16 protein-coding genes are annotated in these 17,049 nt (G+C 71.2%); 7 read left to right on the top strand and 9 right to left on the bottom strand.

Annotated features, from left to right (window positions below):
• From AC30N0_RS08880 to AC30N0_RS08865, 4 genes are all read right to left on the bottom strand, one after another.
• A partial coding sequence (locus tag AC30N0_RS08880; protein WP_489517563.1) for a Glu/Leu/Phe/Val family dehydrogenase occupies positions 1–501 on the bottom strand: 501 nt, incomplete at its 3' end.
• A gap of 22 nt (positions 502–523) precedes the next feature.
• On the bottom strand, positions 524–1,336 hold the full coding sequence (gene proC / locus AC30N0_RS08875) for a pyrroline-5-carboxylate reductase (protein ID WP_489517562.1): 813 nt from the start codon (positions 1,334–1,336) through the stop codon (positions 524–526).
• A 35-nt stretch (positions 1,337–1,371) separates the two neighbouring features.
• A complete protein-coding gene (locus AC30N0_RS08870; RefSeq protein WP_489517561.1) occupies positions 1,372–4,410 on the bottom strand; it encodes an L-glutamate gamma-semialdehyde dehydrogenase in 3,039 nt (1,012 codons plus the stop codon).
• Positions 4,411–4,430: 20 nt separating this feature from the next.
• The gene (locus AC30N0_RS08865) at positions 4,431–5,120 is read right to left on the bottom strand and encodes a YggS family pyridoxal phosphate-dependent enzyme (protein ID WP_489517560.1); all 690 of its coding nucleotides are present in this window, start codon (positions 5,118–5,120) and stop codon (positions 4,431–4,433) included.
• Between the two features lie 72 nt (positions 5,121–5,192).
• On the opposite strand from AC30N0_RS08865, the gene AC30N0_RS08860 reads away from it, so the two are divergent.
• The 3 genes from AC30N0_RS08860 (at position 5,193) to AC30N0_RS08850 (ending at position 8,353) form a co-directional block, all read left to right on the top strand.
• Complete coding sequence (locus AC30N0_RS08860; RefSeq protein WP_489517559.1) at positions 5,193–6,236, top strand: type IV pilus twitching motility protein PilT; 1,044 nt, start codon at positions 5,193–5,195, stop codon at positions 6,234–6,236.
• A gap of 13 nt (positions 6,237–6,249) precedes the next feature.
• Positions 6,250–7,386 carry a PilT/PilU family type 4a pilus ATPase gene (locus AC30N0_RS08855; protein ID WP_489517558.1) on the top strand — a complete coding sequence of 379 codons (1,137 nt, stop codon included), beginning with the start codon at positions 6,250–6,252 and terminating at the stop codon, positions 7,384–7,386.
• Positions 7,387–7,456: 70 nt separating this feature from the next.
• Positions 7,457–8,353: an NAD(P)-dependent oxidoreductase gene (locus AC30N0_RS08850; RefSeq protein ID WP_489517557.1), complete on the top strand. Its 897-nt coding sequence runs from the start codon at positions 7,457–7,459 to the stop codon at positions 8,351–8,353.
• Positions 8,354–8,372: 19 nt separating this feature from the next.
• On the opposite strand, the gene AC30N0_RS08845 is transcribed toward AC30N0_RS08850, so the two are convergent.
• The 3 genes from AC30N0_RS08845 to AC30N0_RS08835 form a co-directional block, all read right to left on the bottom strand.
• The gene (locus AC30N0_RS08845) at positions 8,373–9,020 is read right to left on the bottom strand and encodes a BON domain-containing protein (RefSeq protein WP_489517556.1); all 648 of its coding nucleotides are present in this window, start codon (positions 9,018–9,020) and stop codon (positions 8,373–8,375) included.
• Positions 9,017–9,613, bottom strand: coding sequence for a phosphoheptose isomerase (locus AC30N0_RS08840; RefSeq protein WP_489517555.1), 597 nt, complete (start codon positions 9,611–9,613; stop codon positions 9,017–9,019). The genes AC30N0_RS08845 and AC30N0_RS08840 overlap by 4 nt, the downstream gene beginning before the upstream one ends.
• 73 nt (positions 9,614–9,686) lie before the next feature.
• Positions 9,687–10,073, bottom strand: a complete 387-nt coding sequence (locus AC30N0_RS08835; protein WP_489517554.1) for a YraN family protein — start codon at positions 10,071–10,073, stop codon at positions 9,687–9,689.
• A gap of 29 nt (positions 10,074–10,102) precedes the next feature.
• Here AC30N0_RS08835 and rsmI point away from each other — a divergent pair, with 29 nt between their 5' ends.
• Positions 10,103–11,029 carry a 16S rRNA (cytidine(1402)-2'-O)-methyltransferase gene (rsmI, locus tag AC30N0_RS08830; RefSeq protein ID WP_489517553.1) on the top strand — a complete coding sequence of 309 codons (927 nt, stop codon included), beginning with the start codon at positions 10,103–10,105 and terminating at the stop codon, positions 11,027–11,029.
• Positions 11,030–11,069: 40 nt separating this feature from the next.
• Entirely contained in the window at positions 11,070–12,545 is a 1,476-nt protein-coding gene (gene tldD / locus AC30N0_RS08825) for a metalloprotease TldD (RefSeq protein ID WP_489517552.1), read from the top strand.
• A gap of 25 nt (positions 12,546–12,570) precedes the next feature.
• Here tldD and AC30N0_RS08820 read toward each other — a convergent pair whose 3' ends face one another.
• Entirely contained in the window at positions 12,571–14,277 is a 1,707-nt protein-coding gene (locus AC30N0_RS08820; protein ID WP_489517551.1) for a cation:proton antiporter domain-containing protein, read from the bottom strand.
• 292 nt (positions 14,278–14,569) lie between these two features.
• On the opposite strand from AC30N0_RS08820, the gene AC30N0_RS08815 reads away from it, so the two are divergent.
• Both AC30N0_RS08815 and AC30N0_RS08810 read left to right on the top strand, forming a co-directional pair.
• Positions 14,570–15,730, top strand: a complete 1,161-nt coding sequence (locus AC30N0_RS08815) for a 3-deoxy-7-phosphoheptulonate synthase (protein WP_489517550.1) — start codon at positions 14,570–14,572, stop codon at positions 15,728–15,730.
• On the top strand, positions 15,727–16,380 hold the full coding sequence (locus tag AC30N0_RS08810) for a dioxygenase family protein (protein ID WP_489517549.1): 654 nt from the start codon (positions 15,727–15,729) through the stop codon (positions 16,378–16,380). The genes AC30N0_RS08815 and AC30N0_RS08810 overlap by 4 nt, the downstream gene beginning before the upstream one ends.
• A gap of 30 nt (positions 16,381–16,410) precedes the next feature.
• On the opposite strand, the gene AC30N0_RS08805 is transcribed toward AC30N0_RS08810, so the two are convergent.
• Entirely contained in the window at positions 16,411–16,986 is a 576-nt protein-coding gene (locus AC30N0_RS08805) for a cob(I)yrinic acid a,c-diamide adenosyltransferase (protein ID WP_489517548.1), read from the bottom strand.
• Positions 16,987–17,049: the final 63 nt, after the last annotated feature.

The raw sequence follows: 17,049 nt of genomic DNA, 5'->3' as shown, positions 1-17,049 counted from the left end.
CGTGTCCATCATCCAGGCCATGATCTGGCCGTTGGTGTTCACGTCGGGCGCCGGGATGTCGCGCTGCGGGCCGATGATGATGCCGATCTCGCTCGTGTAGCGGCGCGTCATCCGCTCCAGCTCCTTCAGCGACAGCCGCTTGGGGTCGACGCGGATGCCGCCCTTGGCGCCGCCGTAGGGCAGGTTGACGGCGGCGCACTTGACCGTCATCCAGGCGGCCAGCGCCATCACCTCCTCGAGTGTCACGTCCGGGTGGTAGCGGACGCCGCCCTTGCCGGGCCCGCGCGACAGGTTGTGCTGGACCCGGAAGCCTTCGAAGTGGGCGACGCTGCCGTCGTCCATCTCGATCGGGACGTCGACGATCAGCGCCCGCTTCGGCCGCTTCAGCGTCTCCGACCAGCGTCCGAGCCGGCCGAGGTAGGGCTGGACGCGCTCGACCTGCGACAGGTAGGTGTGCCACGGGCTGGTGCCGGTGGGCGACAGGTAGGAGAGGTAGCTCATGGCGTGTCCTTCCTGGGGAAAGTCATGGCGGGCCGAACTCGTCGCCGAGCTCGCGCGCCCGCTGCCGCGCTGCCTCGATGGCGGCGATGAAGGCGGCACCGACGCCGCTGCGCTCGAGCTCGCTGATGGCCGCGTGCGTGGTGCCGCCGGGCGAGGTGACGTTGCGGCGCAGCGTCTCGACCGGCTCGGCCGAGGCCGCGGCCAATGCGGACGCGCCGACGACGGTGCCGACGGCCAGCCGGCGCGCGTCGTCGGTACCCAGGCCCATCGCGGTGCCGGCCCGGACCATCGCCTCGATGACGTAGAACACGTACGCCGGCCCGGAGCCCGACAGCGCAGTGACCGCGTCGAGCGCTTCCTCGCGCTCGAACCAAATCGTCTCGCCGGTCGGCTTCAGCAGGGCTTCGACGCGGCGCCGGTCGACCTCGGCCACTGCCAGGCGCGCGAACAGGCCGGCGATGCCCTGGCCGATCAACGCCGGCGTGTTCGGCATGGCGCGCACCACGCGCTCGCAAGCCGTGGCCGCCGCGATCGCGTCGCTGCGCACGCCGGCCATCACGCTCAGCTGCAGCGCCTGGCCGACGTGCGGCGCACACGGCGCGGCGGCGGCGCGGAACAGCTGCGGCTTGACCGCCCAGACGACGACGTCGGCAGCGGCCAGCGAGGCGTCGGCGCCCCCGCGCGGCTCGACCGCGAAGCGCTCGCGCAGCCAGCGGCGCCGGTCCGCGTCGGGCTCGACGATCAGGACGGACGCCGGCGCATGACCCGAGGCGAGCAGCCCGCCGACCAAGGCGCTGGCCATGTTGCCGCCGCCGATGAACGCGGTCGTTCGCATCGGCGCAGTTTACGCACCGCCGCCTGCGGGGCGGCTCAGGAACCACCGGCGAGGAGGGTGGCGTTGCCGCCGGCGGCGGCGGTGTTGATGGTCAGCACCTGCTCGCTGCAGAAGCGCGGCAGGTAGTGCGGCCCGCCGGCCTTCGGGCCGGTGCCGGACAACCCCTCGCCGCCGAACGGCTGGACGCCGACGGCGGCGCCAATCATGTTGCGGTTGACGTAGACGTTGCCGATCCGGGCCTCGGCGGCGAGGCGCAGGGCCCGGCTGTCGATGCGCGTCTGGATGCCGAGCGTCAGCCCGTAGCCCAGGGCATTGATCCGCTGCATCAGGGCGTCGGCGTCGCCCCGCCAGCGGACGACGTGGAGGACCGGGCCGAAGACCTCGCCTTCGACGTCCTCGACGGCGACGAGCTCGAATGCCACCGGCGCGAGGAAGTGGGCGCCGGCTCTCGCTTCACGTGGCCCGGCTGCTTCGCCGATCAACCTGGCTTTCTGGCGCAGCCGTTGCACCGCGGCAGCGACGGTCGCCTGCGCCTCGGCGTCGATGAGCGGCCCGACGTCGGTGGAGAAGCGCCCGGTGTCGCCGACCGCCAGCTCGGCCAGGGCGCCGCGAACCATCTCCAGCACCGGCTCGGCGACGCCCTCGTGCACGCAGAGGAGTCGCAGCGCCGAGCAGCGCTGACCGGCCGAGCGGAACGCGCTCTGCACCACGGCATCGACGACCTGCTCCGGCAGCGCGCTCGGGTCGACGATCATCGCGTTGACCCCGCCCGTCTCGGCGATGAGCGGCACGATGGCGCCCGCGCGCGCGGCAAGGACCCGGTTGATCGCCTGCGCCACCGGCAGCGAGCCGGTGAAGCAGACGCCGCCGATCCGCTCGTCGGCGACCAGCGCCGCGCCGACCGTCTCCCCGGCGCCGTGGACGAGCGCCAGCGCGTCGTCCGGCACGCCCGCGTCGTGCAGCAGGCCGACCAGGCGGGCGGCGACCGCCGGCGTCTGCTCGGCCGGCTTGGCGACGACCGCGTTGCCGGTCACCAGCGCGGCGACGACCTGGCCGCCGAAGATGGCGAGCGGGAAATTCCACGGGCTGATGCAGGCGAAGACACCGCGGCCGTGCAGGCGCAGCTCGTTGCTCTCGCCGGTCGGCCCGGGCAGCGCCGTCGGCCGCAAGGCGCGCTCGGCTTCGTCGGCGTAGTAGCGGCAGAAGTCGACCGCCTCACGGACCTCGGCGACGGCGTCGCCCATCGTCTTGCCGGCCTCGACGACGAGCAGGCCGCAGAACTCGGCGAGGCGCGCCTCGAGCGCGTCGGCGGCGGCACGGAGCACAGCCGCGCGTGCGCCGACAGGCCTGGCATCCCAGGCGGGGAACGCCGACCGCGCCCGCCCGACGGCGGCGCGCACGTCGCTTGCGGTCGCCTCGGCCACGGCTTCGAGACGGGTCGCGGCGACGGCACGCTCGACCGGCTCGCGCTGGGCCACGTCGGCGAGGTCGACGCCGACCGAGTTGCGCCTGCCGCCGCCGGCGCTTCGGTACAGGTCAACCGGCAGCGGCAGGGGCGGGCTGGGCGCCGACGCGCGCAAGGGCGATGCCAGCAGCGCCTCGACGTCGATGCTCGGGTCCGACAGCTGGTGCACGAACGAGGAGTTGGCGCCGTTCTCGAGCAGGCGGCGAACCAGGTAGGCGAGCAGGTCGCGGTGCTCGCCCACCGGCGCATAGATGCGCAGCGGGACGTCGCCGACCTCCCGGTACACCGCCTCGCCCATGCCGTGCAGGCGCTGCATCTCGAACGGCGCGCCGCTGGCCCGGGCCATCTGCAGGATGGCGGCGATCGTTCCGGCGTTGTGCGTCGCGAACTGCGGCCGGATCACGTCGGCGTGGCCGACCAAGGCAGCGGCGCAGGCAAGGTAGGAGACGTCGGTGTGCGCCTTCTCGGTGAAGACCGGGTAGCCGGCCAGGCCGAGCTCTTGGGCGCGCTTGATCTCGCCGTCCCAGTACGCGCCTTTGACCAGGCGGACCATGAAGCGCAGGCCGTGCACCCGGCCGATGCGCGCCACCTCGTCGACGACCGCGAGCGCGCGCGTCTGATAGGCCTGCACGGCCAGGCCGAAGCCGCGCCACTGCGGGCTCGTCGCGGCGATGCCCTGGGCCAGGACCTCGAACAGGTCGAGCGAGAGCTCGAGGCGGTCGCTTTCCTCGGCGTCGATCGTCAAGTTCAGGTCCGCGGCGGCCGCGAGCTCGATGAGCTGGCGCACCCTCGGCACCAGCTCGGCGAACACGCGCTCGCGCTGCGCTTCTTCATAGCGCGAGAAGAGGGCCGACAGCTTGATCGAGATGCCGTCGCCGGCGGCCGGCCCGCCCGGCGTGCTCGACCCACGTGCGGCGGCGATGGCGCGGACGGCGTCGAGGTACGAGGCCAGGTAGCGCCGCGCATCGTTCTCGGTGCGGGCACCTTCGCCGAGCATGTCGTAGCTGAACACGAGGCGCGGCTGGCGGCGGCGCGCGTCGGAAGCCTCGCCGAGCGCTTCGCCGATCGAACGGCCGAGGACGAACTGGCGGCCGAGAAGCTGGATCGCCCTGACCGTCGCCGCGACCACCGTCTGCGCACCGAGGCGGCGCAACAGCCCGGTGTCGGCTTCGGCATCGGGCAGGAAGCGCTTCGACAAAGCGATCGCGCTGGCCGACAGGGTGGCCATCAGCGGGTGCGGCGATGCGGCGCGCGGCGCGGTGGCGGCATCGCCCTTCGCAGCGCCGAAGTCGGCACGGCCGAGCTGGTCGGCGGTCAGGGCGATCGCCGTCTCGGTGTCGGGCACCCGCAGCAGCGCCTCGGCCAGTCGCATCAGGGCCAGCCCCTCGCGGCTCGAGATCGGGTACTCCTGCAGGAGCGACTCGAGGGCCCAGAACGGCGCTGGCCGGTCGCGCACGGCACGCACCCAGGGCCCGGCCATCGCGACGACGCCGGGCCAGTCGATGGCGGACGCAGCGGCCGCGCGCAGCTGGGCGACGACCTCGGCTTCGGGGCGGCAGGGAGCGGGAAGGCGGCGACGCGCCGGCGGGAAGGGTGTCGTCTCGTGCATGGAAGAGCGTTCCGGAGGTTCTAGACCCGCAGTCCGAAGATGGCGCCGCCGATGCGGACCAGCGTCGCACCTTCGGCGATCGCCGCCTCGAGATCGTCGCTCATGCCGGCCGACATCGTGTCGAGGGGCAGGCCCTCGCCGCGCAGGCGCTGCAGCAGCGCGTGCAGCTCGCGATGAGGCCGGCGCTGCCCTTCGGGGTCGCCGGGAGCGGCCGGCTCCGGAATGGCCATCAGGCCACGCAGCCGGAGCCGGGGCAGGTTCGCTACGGCGCGGGCGAGCGCCGGCACCTCGGCGGGTGCGACGCCGCCCTTGCTCGCTTCGCCGCTGATGTTGACCTGCACGCACACCGACAACGGCGGCAAGCCCGACGGCCGCTGTGCGCTGAGGCGCTCGGCGATCTTCAGCCGATCGATGGAATGGACCCAGTCGAAGCTTTCGGCGACGACCCGTGTCTTGTTGCCCTGCAGCGGCCCGATCAGGTGCCACTCGAGCCTGTCGCGCAGGTCCGCCAGCGCGGCGATCTTGTCGAGCCCTTCCTGCACGTAGTTCTCGCCGAAGCGGAACTGGCCCGCCGTGCAGGCTTCACGGACGTCGGCGGCGGGAAACGTCTTGCTCACGGCAAGCAACGTGACGCTTTGCACGGGGCGTCGGGCGGCCGCACAAGCGCTTGCAATGCGCGCGTTCACTTGGGCGAGCTTGTCTGCGATCATTGCCCCACTCCGCTGCGGGGATATCCCGACCTCGCGTCCGTCGCGGCCCCGTCGGCCACTCCCTGAAGACCCATGGACATCACCCAACTGCTGGCGTTTTCAGTCAAGAACAAGGCATCGGACCTGCACCTCTCCGCAGGCCTGCCGCCGATGATCCGCGTCCACGGCGACGTGCGCCGCATCAATGTCGACCCCCTCGAGCACAAGCAGGTGCACGAGATGGTGTACGACATCATGAACGACTCGCAGCGAAAGAACTACGAAGAGACGCTCGAGTGCGATTTCTCGTTCGAGATCCAGGGCCTGGCGCGCTTTCGCGTCAACGCCTTCAACCAGAACCGCGGCGCCGGCGCCGTGTTCCGGACCATCCCGTCGAAGATCCTCACGCTCGAGCAGCTGAACTGCCCGCCGGTCTTCGCCGAGCTGTCGATGAAGCCGCGCGGCATGGTGCTCTGCACCGGCCCGACCGGCTCGGGCAAGTCGACGACGCTGGCGGCGATGGTCAACCACCTCAACGAGAACGAGTTCGGCCATATCCTCACCGTCGAGGACCCGATCGAGTTCGTGCACGAGTCGAAAAAGTGCCTGATCAACCAGCGCGAGGTCGGCCCGCACACGCTGTCGTTCGCCAATGCGCTGCGCTCGGCGCTGCGCGAGGACCCGGACTGCATCCTGGTCGGCGAGATGCGCGACCTGGAGACGATCCGCCTCGCCCTCACCGCCGCGGAAACCGGCCACCTGGTCTTCGGCACGCTGCACACCTCGAGCGCCGCGAAGACGGTCGACCGCATCGTCGACGTCTTCCCGGCGGCCGAGAAGGAAATGGTCCGCGCCATGCTGTCCGAGTCGCTGATCGGCGTCATCTCGCAGACGCTCTGCAAGACCAAGGACGGCTCGGGCCGGGTCGCGGCGCACGAGATCATGCTGGGCACGGCGGCGATCCGCAACCTCATCCGCGAGAACAAGGTCGCCCAGATGTACTCGTCGATCCAGACCGGCAACAACATCGGCATGCAGACGCTCGACCAGAACCTGGCCGACCTCGTCCGTCGCAACATCGTTTCCCCCGCGGAAGCGCGCGCCAAGGCGAAGTTCCCCGAGAACTTCCCGGGCTGAACCAGGGGCACTCATGGAACGCGACCAGGCATCCAAGTTCGTCAACGACCTGCTGCGGCTGATGGTGTCGCGCAACGGCTCCGACCTCTTCCTCACCGCCGACTTTCCACCCGCGATCAAGGTCGACGGCAAGGTCACCAAGGTCTCGCCGCAGCCGCTGACCAGCCAGCACACGCTGGCCCTGACGCGGTCGATCATGAACGACAAGCAGGCGGCGGAGTTCGAGCGCACCAAGGAGTGCAACTTCGCGGTCGCGCCGCAGGGCATCGGGCGCTTCCGCGTCAATGCCTTCGTGCAGCAGGGCCACGTCGGCCTCGTCATGCGGACCATCCCGCAGGTGCTGCCGACGGTCGACAGCATGAACCTGCCGCACGTGCTCAAGGACGTGGCGATGAGCAAGCGCGGCCTGGTGATCTTCGTCGGCGCGACGGGCTCGGGCAAGAGCACCTCGCTGGCGGCGATCGTCGACTGGCGCAACGAGAACTCGTTCGGCCACATCATCACCATCGAGGACCCGGTCGAGTTCGTCCACCCGCACAAGAACTGCATCATCACGCAGCGCGAGGTCGGCATCGACACCGACGACTGGGGCATCGCGCTGAAGAACACGCTGCGCCAGGCGCCCGACGTGATCCTGATGGGCGAGATCCGCGACCGCCAGACGATGGAGCACGCCGTCGCCTTCGCCGAGACCGGCCACCTCTGCCTGGCGACGCTGCACGCCAACAGCGCCAACCAGGCGCTCGACCGGATCATCAACTTCTTCCCGGAAGAGCGGCGCGCCCAGCTGCTGATGGACCTCTCGCTGAACCTCAAGGGGCTCGTCTCGCAGCGCCTGCTGCCGCGCCAGGAAGGCAAGGGCCGGGTCGCCGCGGTCGAGATCATGCTCAACACGCCGCTGATCTCCGACCTGATCTTCAAGGGCGAGGTGGCCGAGATCAAGGAGATCATGAAGCGCTCGCGCGAGCTCGGCATGCAGACCTTCGACCAGAGCCTGTTCGACCTCTACGAGAGCCAGACCGTGACCTTCGAGGACGCCCTGCGCAACGCGGATTCGGTGAACGACCTGCGCCTGCAGATCAAGCTGCACAGCCAGCGGGCCCGCAACAGCGATCTCACGGCCGGCACCGAGCACATGCACATCGTCTGAGGGCCCGGCCGCGACGGCCCCCGCTCCTGCCTCGTTAACGGCCTCCTCGGAGGCCGTTATGCTGTGAGCCATGAGCACCAAGCAGTACGAATCCGTTCCCCCGCGCAGCGTCGCCTTCCTCGGCCTCGGCGTGATGGGCTACCCGATGGCCGGCCACCTGGCCCGGGCCGGGCACCGGGTGACGGTCTTCAACCGGACGGCGAAGAAGTCGGCCGAATGGGTCGCCGAGCACGGCGGCGCCAACGCGCCCACGCCGGCCGCAGCCGCCGAGGGCGCGGAGATCGTCTTCGCCTGCGTCGGCAACGACGACGACCTGCGCTCGGTGGTGCTGGGCGACTCCGGGGCCTATGCCGGCATGCGGGCAGGCGCCCTTTTCGTCGACCACACGACGGCCTCGGCGCAAGTCGCCCGCGAGCTAGCCGCCGAAGGCGATCGCCGCGGCCTGCGCTTCATCGATGCACCCGTCTCCGGCGGCAACCTCGGCGCGATCAACGGCGCGCTGACCGTCATGTGCGGCGGCGACGCGGCCGCCTTCGCCGAGGCGAAGCCGGTGGCGATGGCCTTCGCCAAGGCGGTGACGCTGCTCGGCCCGAGCGGCTCGGGCCAGCTCGCCAAGATGGTCAACCAGATCGCCATCGGCGGGCTCGTCCAGGGCCTGTCGGAGGCGATCGCCTTCGGCGAGCGCGCGGGCCTCGACATGAAGGCGGTGCTCGAGGTCATCGGAAAGGGCGCGGCGCAGAGCTGGCAGATGGACAACCGGGGCCCCACCATGATCGAGAACCGGTTCGACTTCGGCTTCGCCGTCGACTGGATGCGCAAGGACCTCGGCATGGCCCTCGACGAGGCGCGCCGCAACGGTGCCCGGCTGCCGGTGACCGCGCTCGTCGACCAGTTCTACGCCGACCTGCAGGCGCAGGGCGGCCGCCGCGACGACACCTCCAGCCTGATCAAGCGCCTGCGCTCATAGGGCCGTCGCGGCGCCGTGATCAGGGCGCGCTGGCCGCGCGGGCGGCGCTGCGCGGCGCCCGGTTCGCGAGCTCGGCCTCGGTCAGGATCTCGAACACGCGGACGACCTTGTTCACGCCCGTGACGCCGCGCGCCACCTCGCTGGCGCGGACCGCCTCGCGCTCGGTGACGCGGCCCATCAGGTACACGGTGCCGCGATGGACGACGACCTTGATCGAGTTCGCGAACAGGTCCTTGGCGTCGACGATGCTGGCCTTGACCTTGGCGGCGACGAAGACGTCGCGGCTGCGCTCGCCGAAGGTGTTCATGGGCCCCACCGTCACCTCGTTCACCACCGACTGCACGTTGTCGATGCGGGCGATGACCCGCTCGGCCAGGGCCTTGTCGGCCTCGGTCGGCACCTCGCCGGTGAGCAGGACGATGCGGTTGTAGCTGGTGGGCGTGACGGTGCCGCGATCGCCGAGGGCCTCGCCGGCACGGCTTTTCCCCTTCAGCTCGATGATCTCGTCGTCGACCAGCGAGCCGGAGGTGCGGCGGTCGGTGGCGACGAGCGCGCCGCCGACGACGGCACCGCCGATGAGCAGCGGCGCGCAGCCGGCCAGCACGGCGGTGGCGGCCAGTACCGCGGCCGCCACCGAGCGCGACCGCAGCCGCGAAGGAAGGCTCATGTGTTCTCCTGTTCGCCGAGCAGTTGCAGGTCGACCGCGTCGCACAGGCAATGCAGCACCAGCAGGTGCACTTCCTGGATACGGGCGGTCCGCTCGTGCGGCACGCAGATGTGGACGTCGGTCTCGGTGAGCAACTCGCGCATCCTGCCGCCTGTGTTGCCGGTCAGCGCGACGACCGTCATGTCCTTGGCCTTCGCGGCGCTCACCGCGGCGAGGACGTTGGCCGAGTTGCCGCTCGTGGTGATGGCGAGCAGCACGTCGCCCGGGGCGCCGAGCGCCTGGACCTGCTTGGCGAAGATGACCTCGTAGCCATAGTCGTTGCCGACGGCGGTGAGGATCGAGGTGTCGACGGTGAGGGCGATGGCGGCCAGGCCGGGCCGTTCGCGCTCGAAGCGGCCGACGAACTCGGCGGCGAAATGCTGGGCATCGGCGGCCGAGCCGCCGTTACCGCACGCGAGCACCTTGCCGCCTCCGGTGATGCTGCCGACGAGGGCGCTGACGGCGTCGGCGATCGGCTTGCTGAGCACTTCCGCGGCCGCGTACTTGAGGTCGGCGCTGTCGAAAAACTGCTGCTGGATTCGTTGCTCGAGCATAGTCACGGATCATATGACAGCGCTCCCGCGGCAAAGGTTCAGTGGCAGGCGTCGATGGCTGCCACTGGCCATCTCAGCCGGCGTCGAAGGCCGCCCGCAGCCACTCGATCCTGTCGCCGTCGACCGCCACGACGTCGAACCGGCATGGCGGCGGTGCCGCCAGGTGGCGCAGGAAGTGGCGCGCGGCGAGGACCAGGCGCTGCTGCTTCGCGGCCCCGACGCTCGCCGCGGCGCCGCCATGGCGCGCGTCGCGGCGCGCCCGCACCTCGACGAAGACCAGCGTTCCGTCCGGCTCGCGCATCACCAGGTCGACCTCGCCGCCGCGCAGGCGCGGCCCGCGCGCGACCCGATAATTGCGCTGCACCAGCACCAGTCCTTGGCCGGCGAGGTGTGCCAGGGCGCGCGCCTCGGCCGCATCGCCGAGCGCCTTCGTCGTCGTCGAAGGTCGGATCGTCGTCACCGGAGGCCGTGCACGGAAGGGCGCAAGGGGTGGATGGATCGAAGCTCGTGGCGGCGGCGCAGCTGGCTGCCGGTGGCCAGCAGTATCCCGCGGCGACGCTCTATGTCGTCGCGACGCCGATCGGCAACCTCGCCGACCTGAGCCTGCGCGCCCTGCACGTGCTGGCACTCGTCGATGCCGTCGCCTGCGAGGACACCCGGCACAGCGCCGCCCTGCTGCGCCACTTCGGTCTCGACAAGGCCCTGCTCGCCCTGCACGAGCACAACGAGCGCGCCGCCAGCGACGCCGTGCTCGCCCGGCTCGGCCGCGGCGAGCGCGTCGCCTACGTCAGCGATGCCGGGACGCCCGCGGTGAGCGACCCGGGTGCGGGCCTGGTGGCCGTCGTCGCCGCGGCGGGGTACCGGGTCGTGCCGATCCCCGGCCCGAGCAGCGCCCTCGCCGCGCTCGCGGTCGCCGGCGACCGCGACGCCGACGGCTTCGTCTTCGTCGGCTTCCTGCCCGCCAAGGGTGCGGACCGGACGCGCCGGCTCGACAAGGTTGCCCGTGCCGCGGCGACCCAGGTGCTGTTCGAGGCGCCACACCGCATCGAGGCGCTGGCCGCGGCGCTGGGCCAGGCCTGCCCGCAGCGGGCGGCGACGATCTGCCGCGAGCTGACCAAGCAGTTCGAGACGGTGGCGACGCTGGCCTGTCGCGAGCTGTCGCCGTGGCTGGCTGCCGACCCGAACCGGGCCCGCGGCGAGTTCGTGCTCGTCCTGCACGCCCTGGCCGCGACCGCGCCCGCAGCCGTCGAGGACGCGCACGACGCGGTCCTGCGCCCGTTGCTGGACGCGTTGCCCCTGAAGCAGGCGGTCATGCTGGCCGCCGAGATCGGCGGCGCGCCGCGCAACCTGCTCTACGCCCGCGCACTCCAGCTGAAGGCCGCCGTTGCCGACGACCTTGCGAAGGCTCAGGAATGACCCCCTTCTACAATCGAAGCCTCTCACCGGACACCCACGCATGATCTCCCGCGAACCCACGATCGAACGGCTGGCGATTGCCCGAGCGCTCCTCCTCGAGCCCTTCGGTCTCGACGAGAGCAAGCTGGCGGCGGCGCTGGCGACGATCGCCACGCACCGCATCGACGACGCCGACCTCTACTTCCAGTACACGCGCAGCGAGGGCTGGAGCCTGGAGGAAGGCATCGTCAAGAGCGGCAGCTTCGGCATCGACCAGGGCGTCGGCGTGCGCGCCGTCGCCGGCGAGAAGACCGCGTTCGCCTACTCCGACGACATCTCCGAGGCCGCCCTGCTCGATGCGGCGCGGACGGTGCGCACCATCGCCGCCGCCGGCCAGAGCCGCCGCGTCAAGGTCTTCGGTGCCCGCTCGCTGGCGGGCAGCCGCCTTCTCTACGCGCCGATGGACCCGATCGCCACCCTCGACAGCACGCAGAAGGTGGCGCTGCTCGAGAAGGTGGAAAAGCTCGCCCGCGCCAAGGACCCGCGCATCGTCCAGGTGATGGCGGGCCTCGCCAGCGAGTACGACGTGATCCTCGTCGCGCGCGCCGACGGCACCTTCGCCGCCGACGTCCGGCCACTGGTGCGGCTGTCGCTCAGCGTCATCGCCGAGCAGACCATCGACGGCGCCGTGCGCCGCGAGTCGGGCAGCGGCGGCGGCGGCGGCCGCTTCGGCCTGGGCTACTTCCAGGACGACGTGATCGCCGGCTACGTCGACAGCGCCGTCACCGCCGCCCTCACCAACCTCGAATCGCGGCCCGCGAAGGCCGGCGAGATGAGCATCGTCCTCGGCCCCGGCTGGCCCGGGGTGCTGCTGCACGAGGCCATCGGCCACGGCCTCGAGGGCGACTTCAACCGCAAGGGCGCGAGCGCCTTCACCGGCCGCATCGGCCAGCGCGTCGCCGCCCGCGGCGTCACCGTGCTCGACGACGGCACCCTCCCCGACCGGCGCGGCTCGCTCAACATCGACGACGAAGGCAACGCGACGCAGAAGAACGTGCTCATCGAGGACGGCATCCTGAAGGGCTACATCCAGGACTCGATGAACGCGCGGCTGAGGAAGGTCAAGCCCACCGGCAACGGCCGGCGCGAGAGCTATGCGGCGGTGCCGATGCCGCGCATGACCAACACCTACATGCTCGGCGGCGACAAGACCAAGGAAGAGATCGTCGCCGGCCTCAAGCGCGGCCTCTACGCCACCAACTTCGGCGGCGGCCAGGTCGACATCACGAGCGGCAAGTTCGTGTTCTCTGCGAGCGAGGCGTTCTGGGTCGAGAACGGCAAGATCCAGTACCCGGTCAAGGGCGCGACGCTGATCGGCAACGGCCCCGACGCGCTGACCCGCGTTTCGGCGATCGGCAACGACATGCGGCTCGACACCGGCGTCGGCGTCTGCGGCAAGGAAGGGCAGAGCGTCCCCGTGGGCGTCGGCCAACCGACGCTGCGCATCGACCGAATCACCGTCGGGGGCACGGCGTAGGAGCCGTCGCAGGGCCTTCAACCCCCTAGGTTTTCGCCGCGGTGCCGCGCACGGTCTCGATGACGTGGCTCGACATCGCCAGCGCCAGCTCGCTCTCGCCCACGAACACGCGCCCCGTCCCTTCAGACTCCAGCAGCGCCGCTTCCTCGCTGTTGTGGCTGCGCAGGGCCACTGCGATCTGCGGGTTCAGTGCCCGTGCGGCCTGCACCATCTGCCGCACGTCGATAGTCTCGGGCGTGGCGATCACGAGCAGGCGCGCGTGCGCGATGTGGGCCTGGATCAGCGTCTCCGGATCCGTGGCGTTGCCGTAGACGGCTGCCGTGCCTTGCTCGCGCAGGCGCTCCACGGCCTCGCGGTTCTCCTCGGCCACCACGAAGGGGATTCCCGCCGCGGCGAGCGCCTGGGCGATGCGCTGGCCGACGCGGCCGTAGCCGACGATGACGACGTGCCGTGCCAGGTACCGCTCCGGCGTCGTCAGCGGCAGCTCGGCCAGGGCATCGGCGCGGTCCTGGAGGCGACGAAGCCATCCCGGTCCGCCCCGCGCCAGGCGCTCGCCGAGCTTCGCTGCACCGTGGAACAGCAGCGGGTTCAAAGCGATCGAGATCAGTGCGCCGGCGACGATCAGGCTGCGCGCCTCCGCGGAAAGGAGTCCCAGGGACATGCCGAGCCCGGCGAGGATGAAGGAGAACTCGCCGATCTGCGCCAGGCTGGCCGAGACCAGGAGCGCCGTGCCCAGCGGATAGCCGAGCGCCAGCACGAGGGCCATGGCGGCCACCGACTTGCCGACGACGATGATGGCGACGACGCCGAGCACCTGCACCGGCCGCTCCACAAGCACCGCCGGATCGACCAGCATGCCGACCGACACGAAGAACAGCACGGCGAAAGCATCACGCAAGGGCAGCGTCTCCTCGGCCGCGCGCTGGCTGAACTGCGACTCGCGCAGGACCATGCCGGCGAAGAACGCGCCAAGGGCGAACGACACGCCGAACAGGAGCGACGAGCCGTACGCGATCGTCACGGCGGCGACGATCACGGCCAGGGTGAACAGCTCGCGCGAGCCGGTCTTCGTCACCTGCCAGAGCACCCAGGGAAAGACGCGCCGGCCGACGACCAGCATCAGGCTGACGAAGGCGACCACCTGGCCCAGCGTCGTTGCCAGCGTGCGCGCCAGGCCGTGCGCGCCGTCGCCGGGCTGGTGGCCGCCGAGCAGGCCGGCGAGGGGCGGCAGGACGACCAGCACGAGCACCATCGCCAGGTCCTCGACGACCAGCCAGCCGACGGCGATCCGGCCCGGCCCGGACTCGAGCGCGGCGCGTGCCTCCAGCGCCTTCAGCAGCACGACCGTGCTGGCCACCGACAAGGCCAGGCCGAAGACGAGGGCGTCGCCGACCGGCCAGCCCCAGAACCGCGCTCCGGCGTAGCCGAGCGCCGTCGCCACGCCCATCTGCACGACCGCCCCTGGCACGGCGATCTTGCGAACCGCGAGCAGGTCGGCCAGGGAGAAGTGCAGGCCGACGCCGAACATCAGCAGCATCACGCCGATCTCGGCGAGTTGGGCCGCGATCTCGGCGTCGGCGACGAAGCCGGGAGTGGCCGGACCGATGGCGATGCCGGCGAGCAGGTAGCCGATGAGCGCCGGCATGCGCAACCGCTCGGCGAGGAAGCCGAACACCAGGGCCAGCCCGAACCCCGCGGCAAGGGTGCTGATCAGGCCGACGGCATGCGGCATACGCTTCGCTCCCCGTTCATGGCGACTGCCGAGTGTCGGCCAGGCCCCTGGGTGCGCATTCCGTACGGGTTTGCACCCGGCGGCCCTTGCGGAAGACGGCGTTCGTGCCCTCGCGTGCTACATTGCCGCCCATGCTTTCGCGTGACGCTTCCTACTTTTATTTTGCGTTCTCTCACCGCTCGGCGGCCGGAGAAGCTTGCGCATAGGAAACAGACCAGCGCACCGAATCTCTGAAAACCGCCGGGCACCCCCCGGCGGTTTTTTTATGCCTTCAGGACAAGGAGAACACGCCATGCCGACGAAGAACGCTCCCCCCGCCGAGACGGCGTATGCGCGCGGCGAACGAACCAGCCGCACCGACGACCAGCGGATCGAGGACGTGACGCCGCTGCCGCCGCCGGAGCACCTGATCCGCTTCTTTCCGATCGCCGGCACGCCGGTCGAGCAGCAGATCGGAACGACGCGCGAGGCGATCCGCCGGATCATGAAGCGGCAGGACGACCGGCTCCTGGTGATCATGGGTCCGTGCTCGATCCACGACCCGCTCGCGGCCGTCGAGTACGCCAAGCGGCTCAAGGCCGAACGCGACCGCTTCGCCGGCACGCTCGAGATCGTCATGCGCGTCTACTTCGAGAAGCCCCGCACCACCGTCGGCTGGAAGGGCCTGATCAACGATCCCTACCTCGACGAGAGCTACCGCATCGACGAGGGCCTGCGCATCGGCCGCCAGCTCCTGCTCGAGATCAACCGCCTCGGCATGCCCGCCGGCAGCGAGTTCCTGGACGTCATCTCGCCGCAGTACCTCGGCGACCTGATCGCCTGGGGCGCGATCGGCGCGCGCACGACCGAAAGCCAGGTCCACCGCGAACTCGCCTCGGGCCTGTCTGCGCCGATCGGCTTCAAGAACGGCACCGACGGCAACATCCGCATCGCCATCGACGCGATCCAGGCCGCGGCCCGGCCGCACCACTTCCTGTCGGTGCACAAGAACGGCCAGGTGGCGATCGTCGAGACGCGCGGCAACACCGACTGCCACGTCATCCTGCGCGGCGGCAAGACGCCGAACTACGACGCCGCCTCGATCGCCGCCGCCTGCGCCGAGATCGAGGCGGCCAAGCTGGACTGCACGCTGATGATCGACTGCAGCCATGCCAACAGCAGCAAGCAGCACGGCCGCCAGGTCGAGGTGGCGCGCGACATCGGCGCCCAGCTGGCGGCGGGAAATCGATGTATCTTCGGCGTCATGGTCGAGAGCCACCTCCAGGCCGGCGCGCAGAAGTTCCTGGCCGGGCGCGACAACCCGGCGCGCCTGGCGTACGGGCAGAGCATCACCGACGCGTGCATCGGCTGGGACGAGTCGCGCGCCGTCCTGCAGGGACTGAGCGACGCCGTGCTGCAGCGCCGGGCGCTGGTCGCGCGAAGCGCCGCCGTGCCGGCCGCGGCCACGCCATGAGCGCAGGACGGCGCCGTCTCCTCGCTGCCGCCGGCGCGGCGGGCGCCGCCTGGATCGGCTTCCCCGCGTGGGCGCGGACAATCCTGCCGCGCATGACCGACGGGCCCTTCTACCCGTCGCCGGCGTACCGGGCCCGGTCGCTCGACTGGGACGCCGACCTGACGACCGTGGCTGGCGCCGCGCCCGACGGCCAGCCGCGCCCGCGCGCCACGGGTCAGCTGCTCGACCTGTTCGGCCAGGTCGTCGATCCCGACGGCAAGGCCCTGGACCGCGCCGAGGTCGAGATCTGGCAGTGCGACGCCTTCGGCAGCTACCGCCACCCGCGCGGCGCCGGCGCCCGCGTCGACGACGGCTTCCAGGGCTTCGGCAGCAGCGTCGCCGATGCCCAGGGCGTCTATCGCTTCCGCACCATCCGCCCGGTCCCGTATCCGGGCCGGACGCCGCACATCCACGTCAAGGTGCGCCATGCCGCCATCGGCGAGGTGACCTCGCAGCTGTTCGTCGCGGGCGACCCCGGCAACGGTCGCGACTTCCTCTACAGCAGCCTGTCGCCCGAGCAACGCGCCAGCGTCGAGCTGCGCCTGCAGCGCGCCGCGGCCGGCTCGCCCGTGACGTGGCTGGCCGAGAGCGCCCTGGTCGTCGGCCGCTGAGTCGGCCGCCGTCCGGGCCAGCCGCTCGCTTCAGCCGGAGTCGCGGGCGAGCCGCTCGCTCTGCCAGTAGACGTCGTCGCCGCCGAGCCCGTCGAGGTTGGCCCGGTTGAGTACGCGGGCGAGCACGAACAGCAGGTCGCTGAGCCGGTTCAGGTACTGGCGCGCTTCGCTGCGCACCGCCTCGCTTCCGGCCAGGGCGACCACCGACCGCTCGGCCCGCCGCGCCACCGTGCGGCCGACGTGGGCCAGCGCGGCGCTGCGCGTGCCGGCCGGCAAGATGAATTCCTTCAGTCGTGGCAGGCCGGCGTTGTAATGGGCCAAGGCCTCGTCGAGCCGGGCCACGGCCTCGGCCTTGAGCAGCTCGAAGCCGGGGATCGACAGTTCGCCGCCGAGATTGAAGAGCTCGTGCTGGACGACGACGAGCAGCGCGCGGACGTCGTCGGGCAGGGGCTCGGCGAGGATCACGCCCAGGCAGGAGTTCAGCTCATCGACGTCGCCGAGCGCGGCGATGCGCAGGTGGCTCTTCGGCACGCGGGTGCCGTCGCCGAGACCGGTCGTGCCATCGTCGCCGGTCCGGGTCGCGATCTGGGTCAGGCGGTTGGACATGGTCGGCCCATCCTAGCAGCGCAATGCAGCGGCGCGTGAGGGGCCGGCGCAGCCTTCCTACAA

Source organism: Rhizobacter sp., from assembly GCF_031412495.1.
Lineage (GTDB): Bacteria > Pseudomonadota > Gammaproteobacteria > Burkholderiales > Burkholderiaceae_C > Schlegelella_A.
Note: the sequence above shows the minus strand (reverse complement) of the source record. Positions and strands in the feature narration are given on the sequence as shown.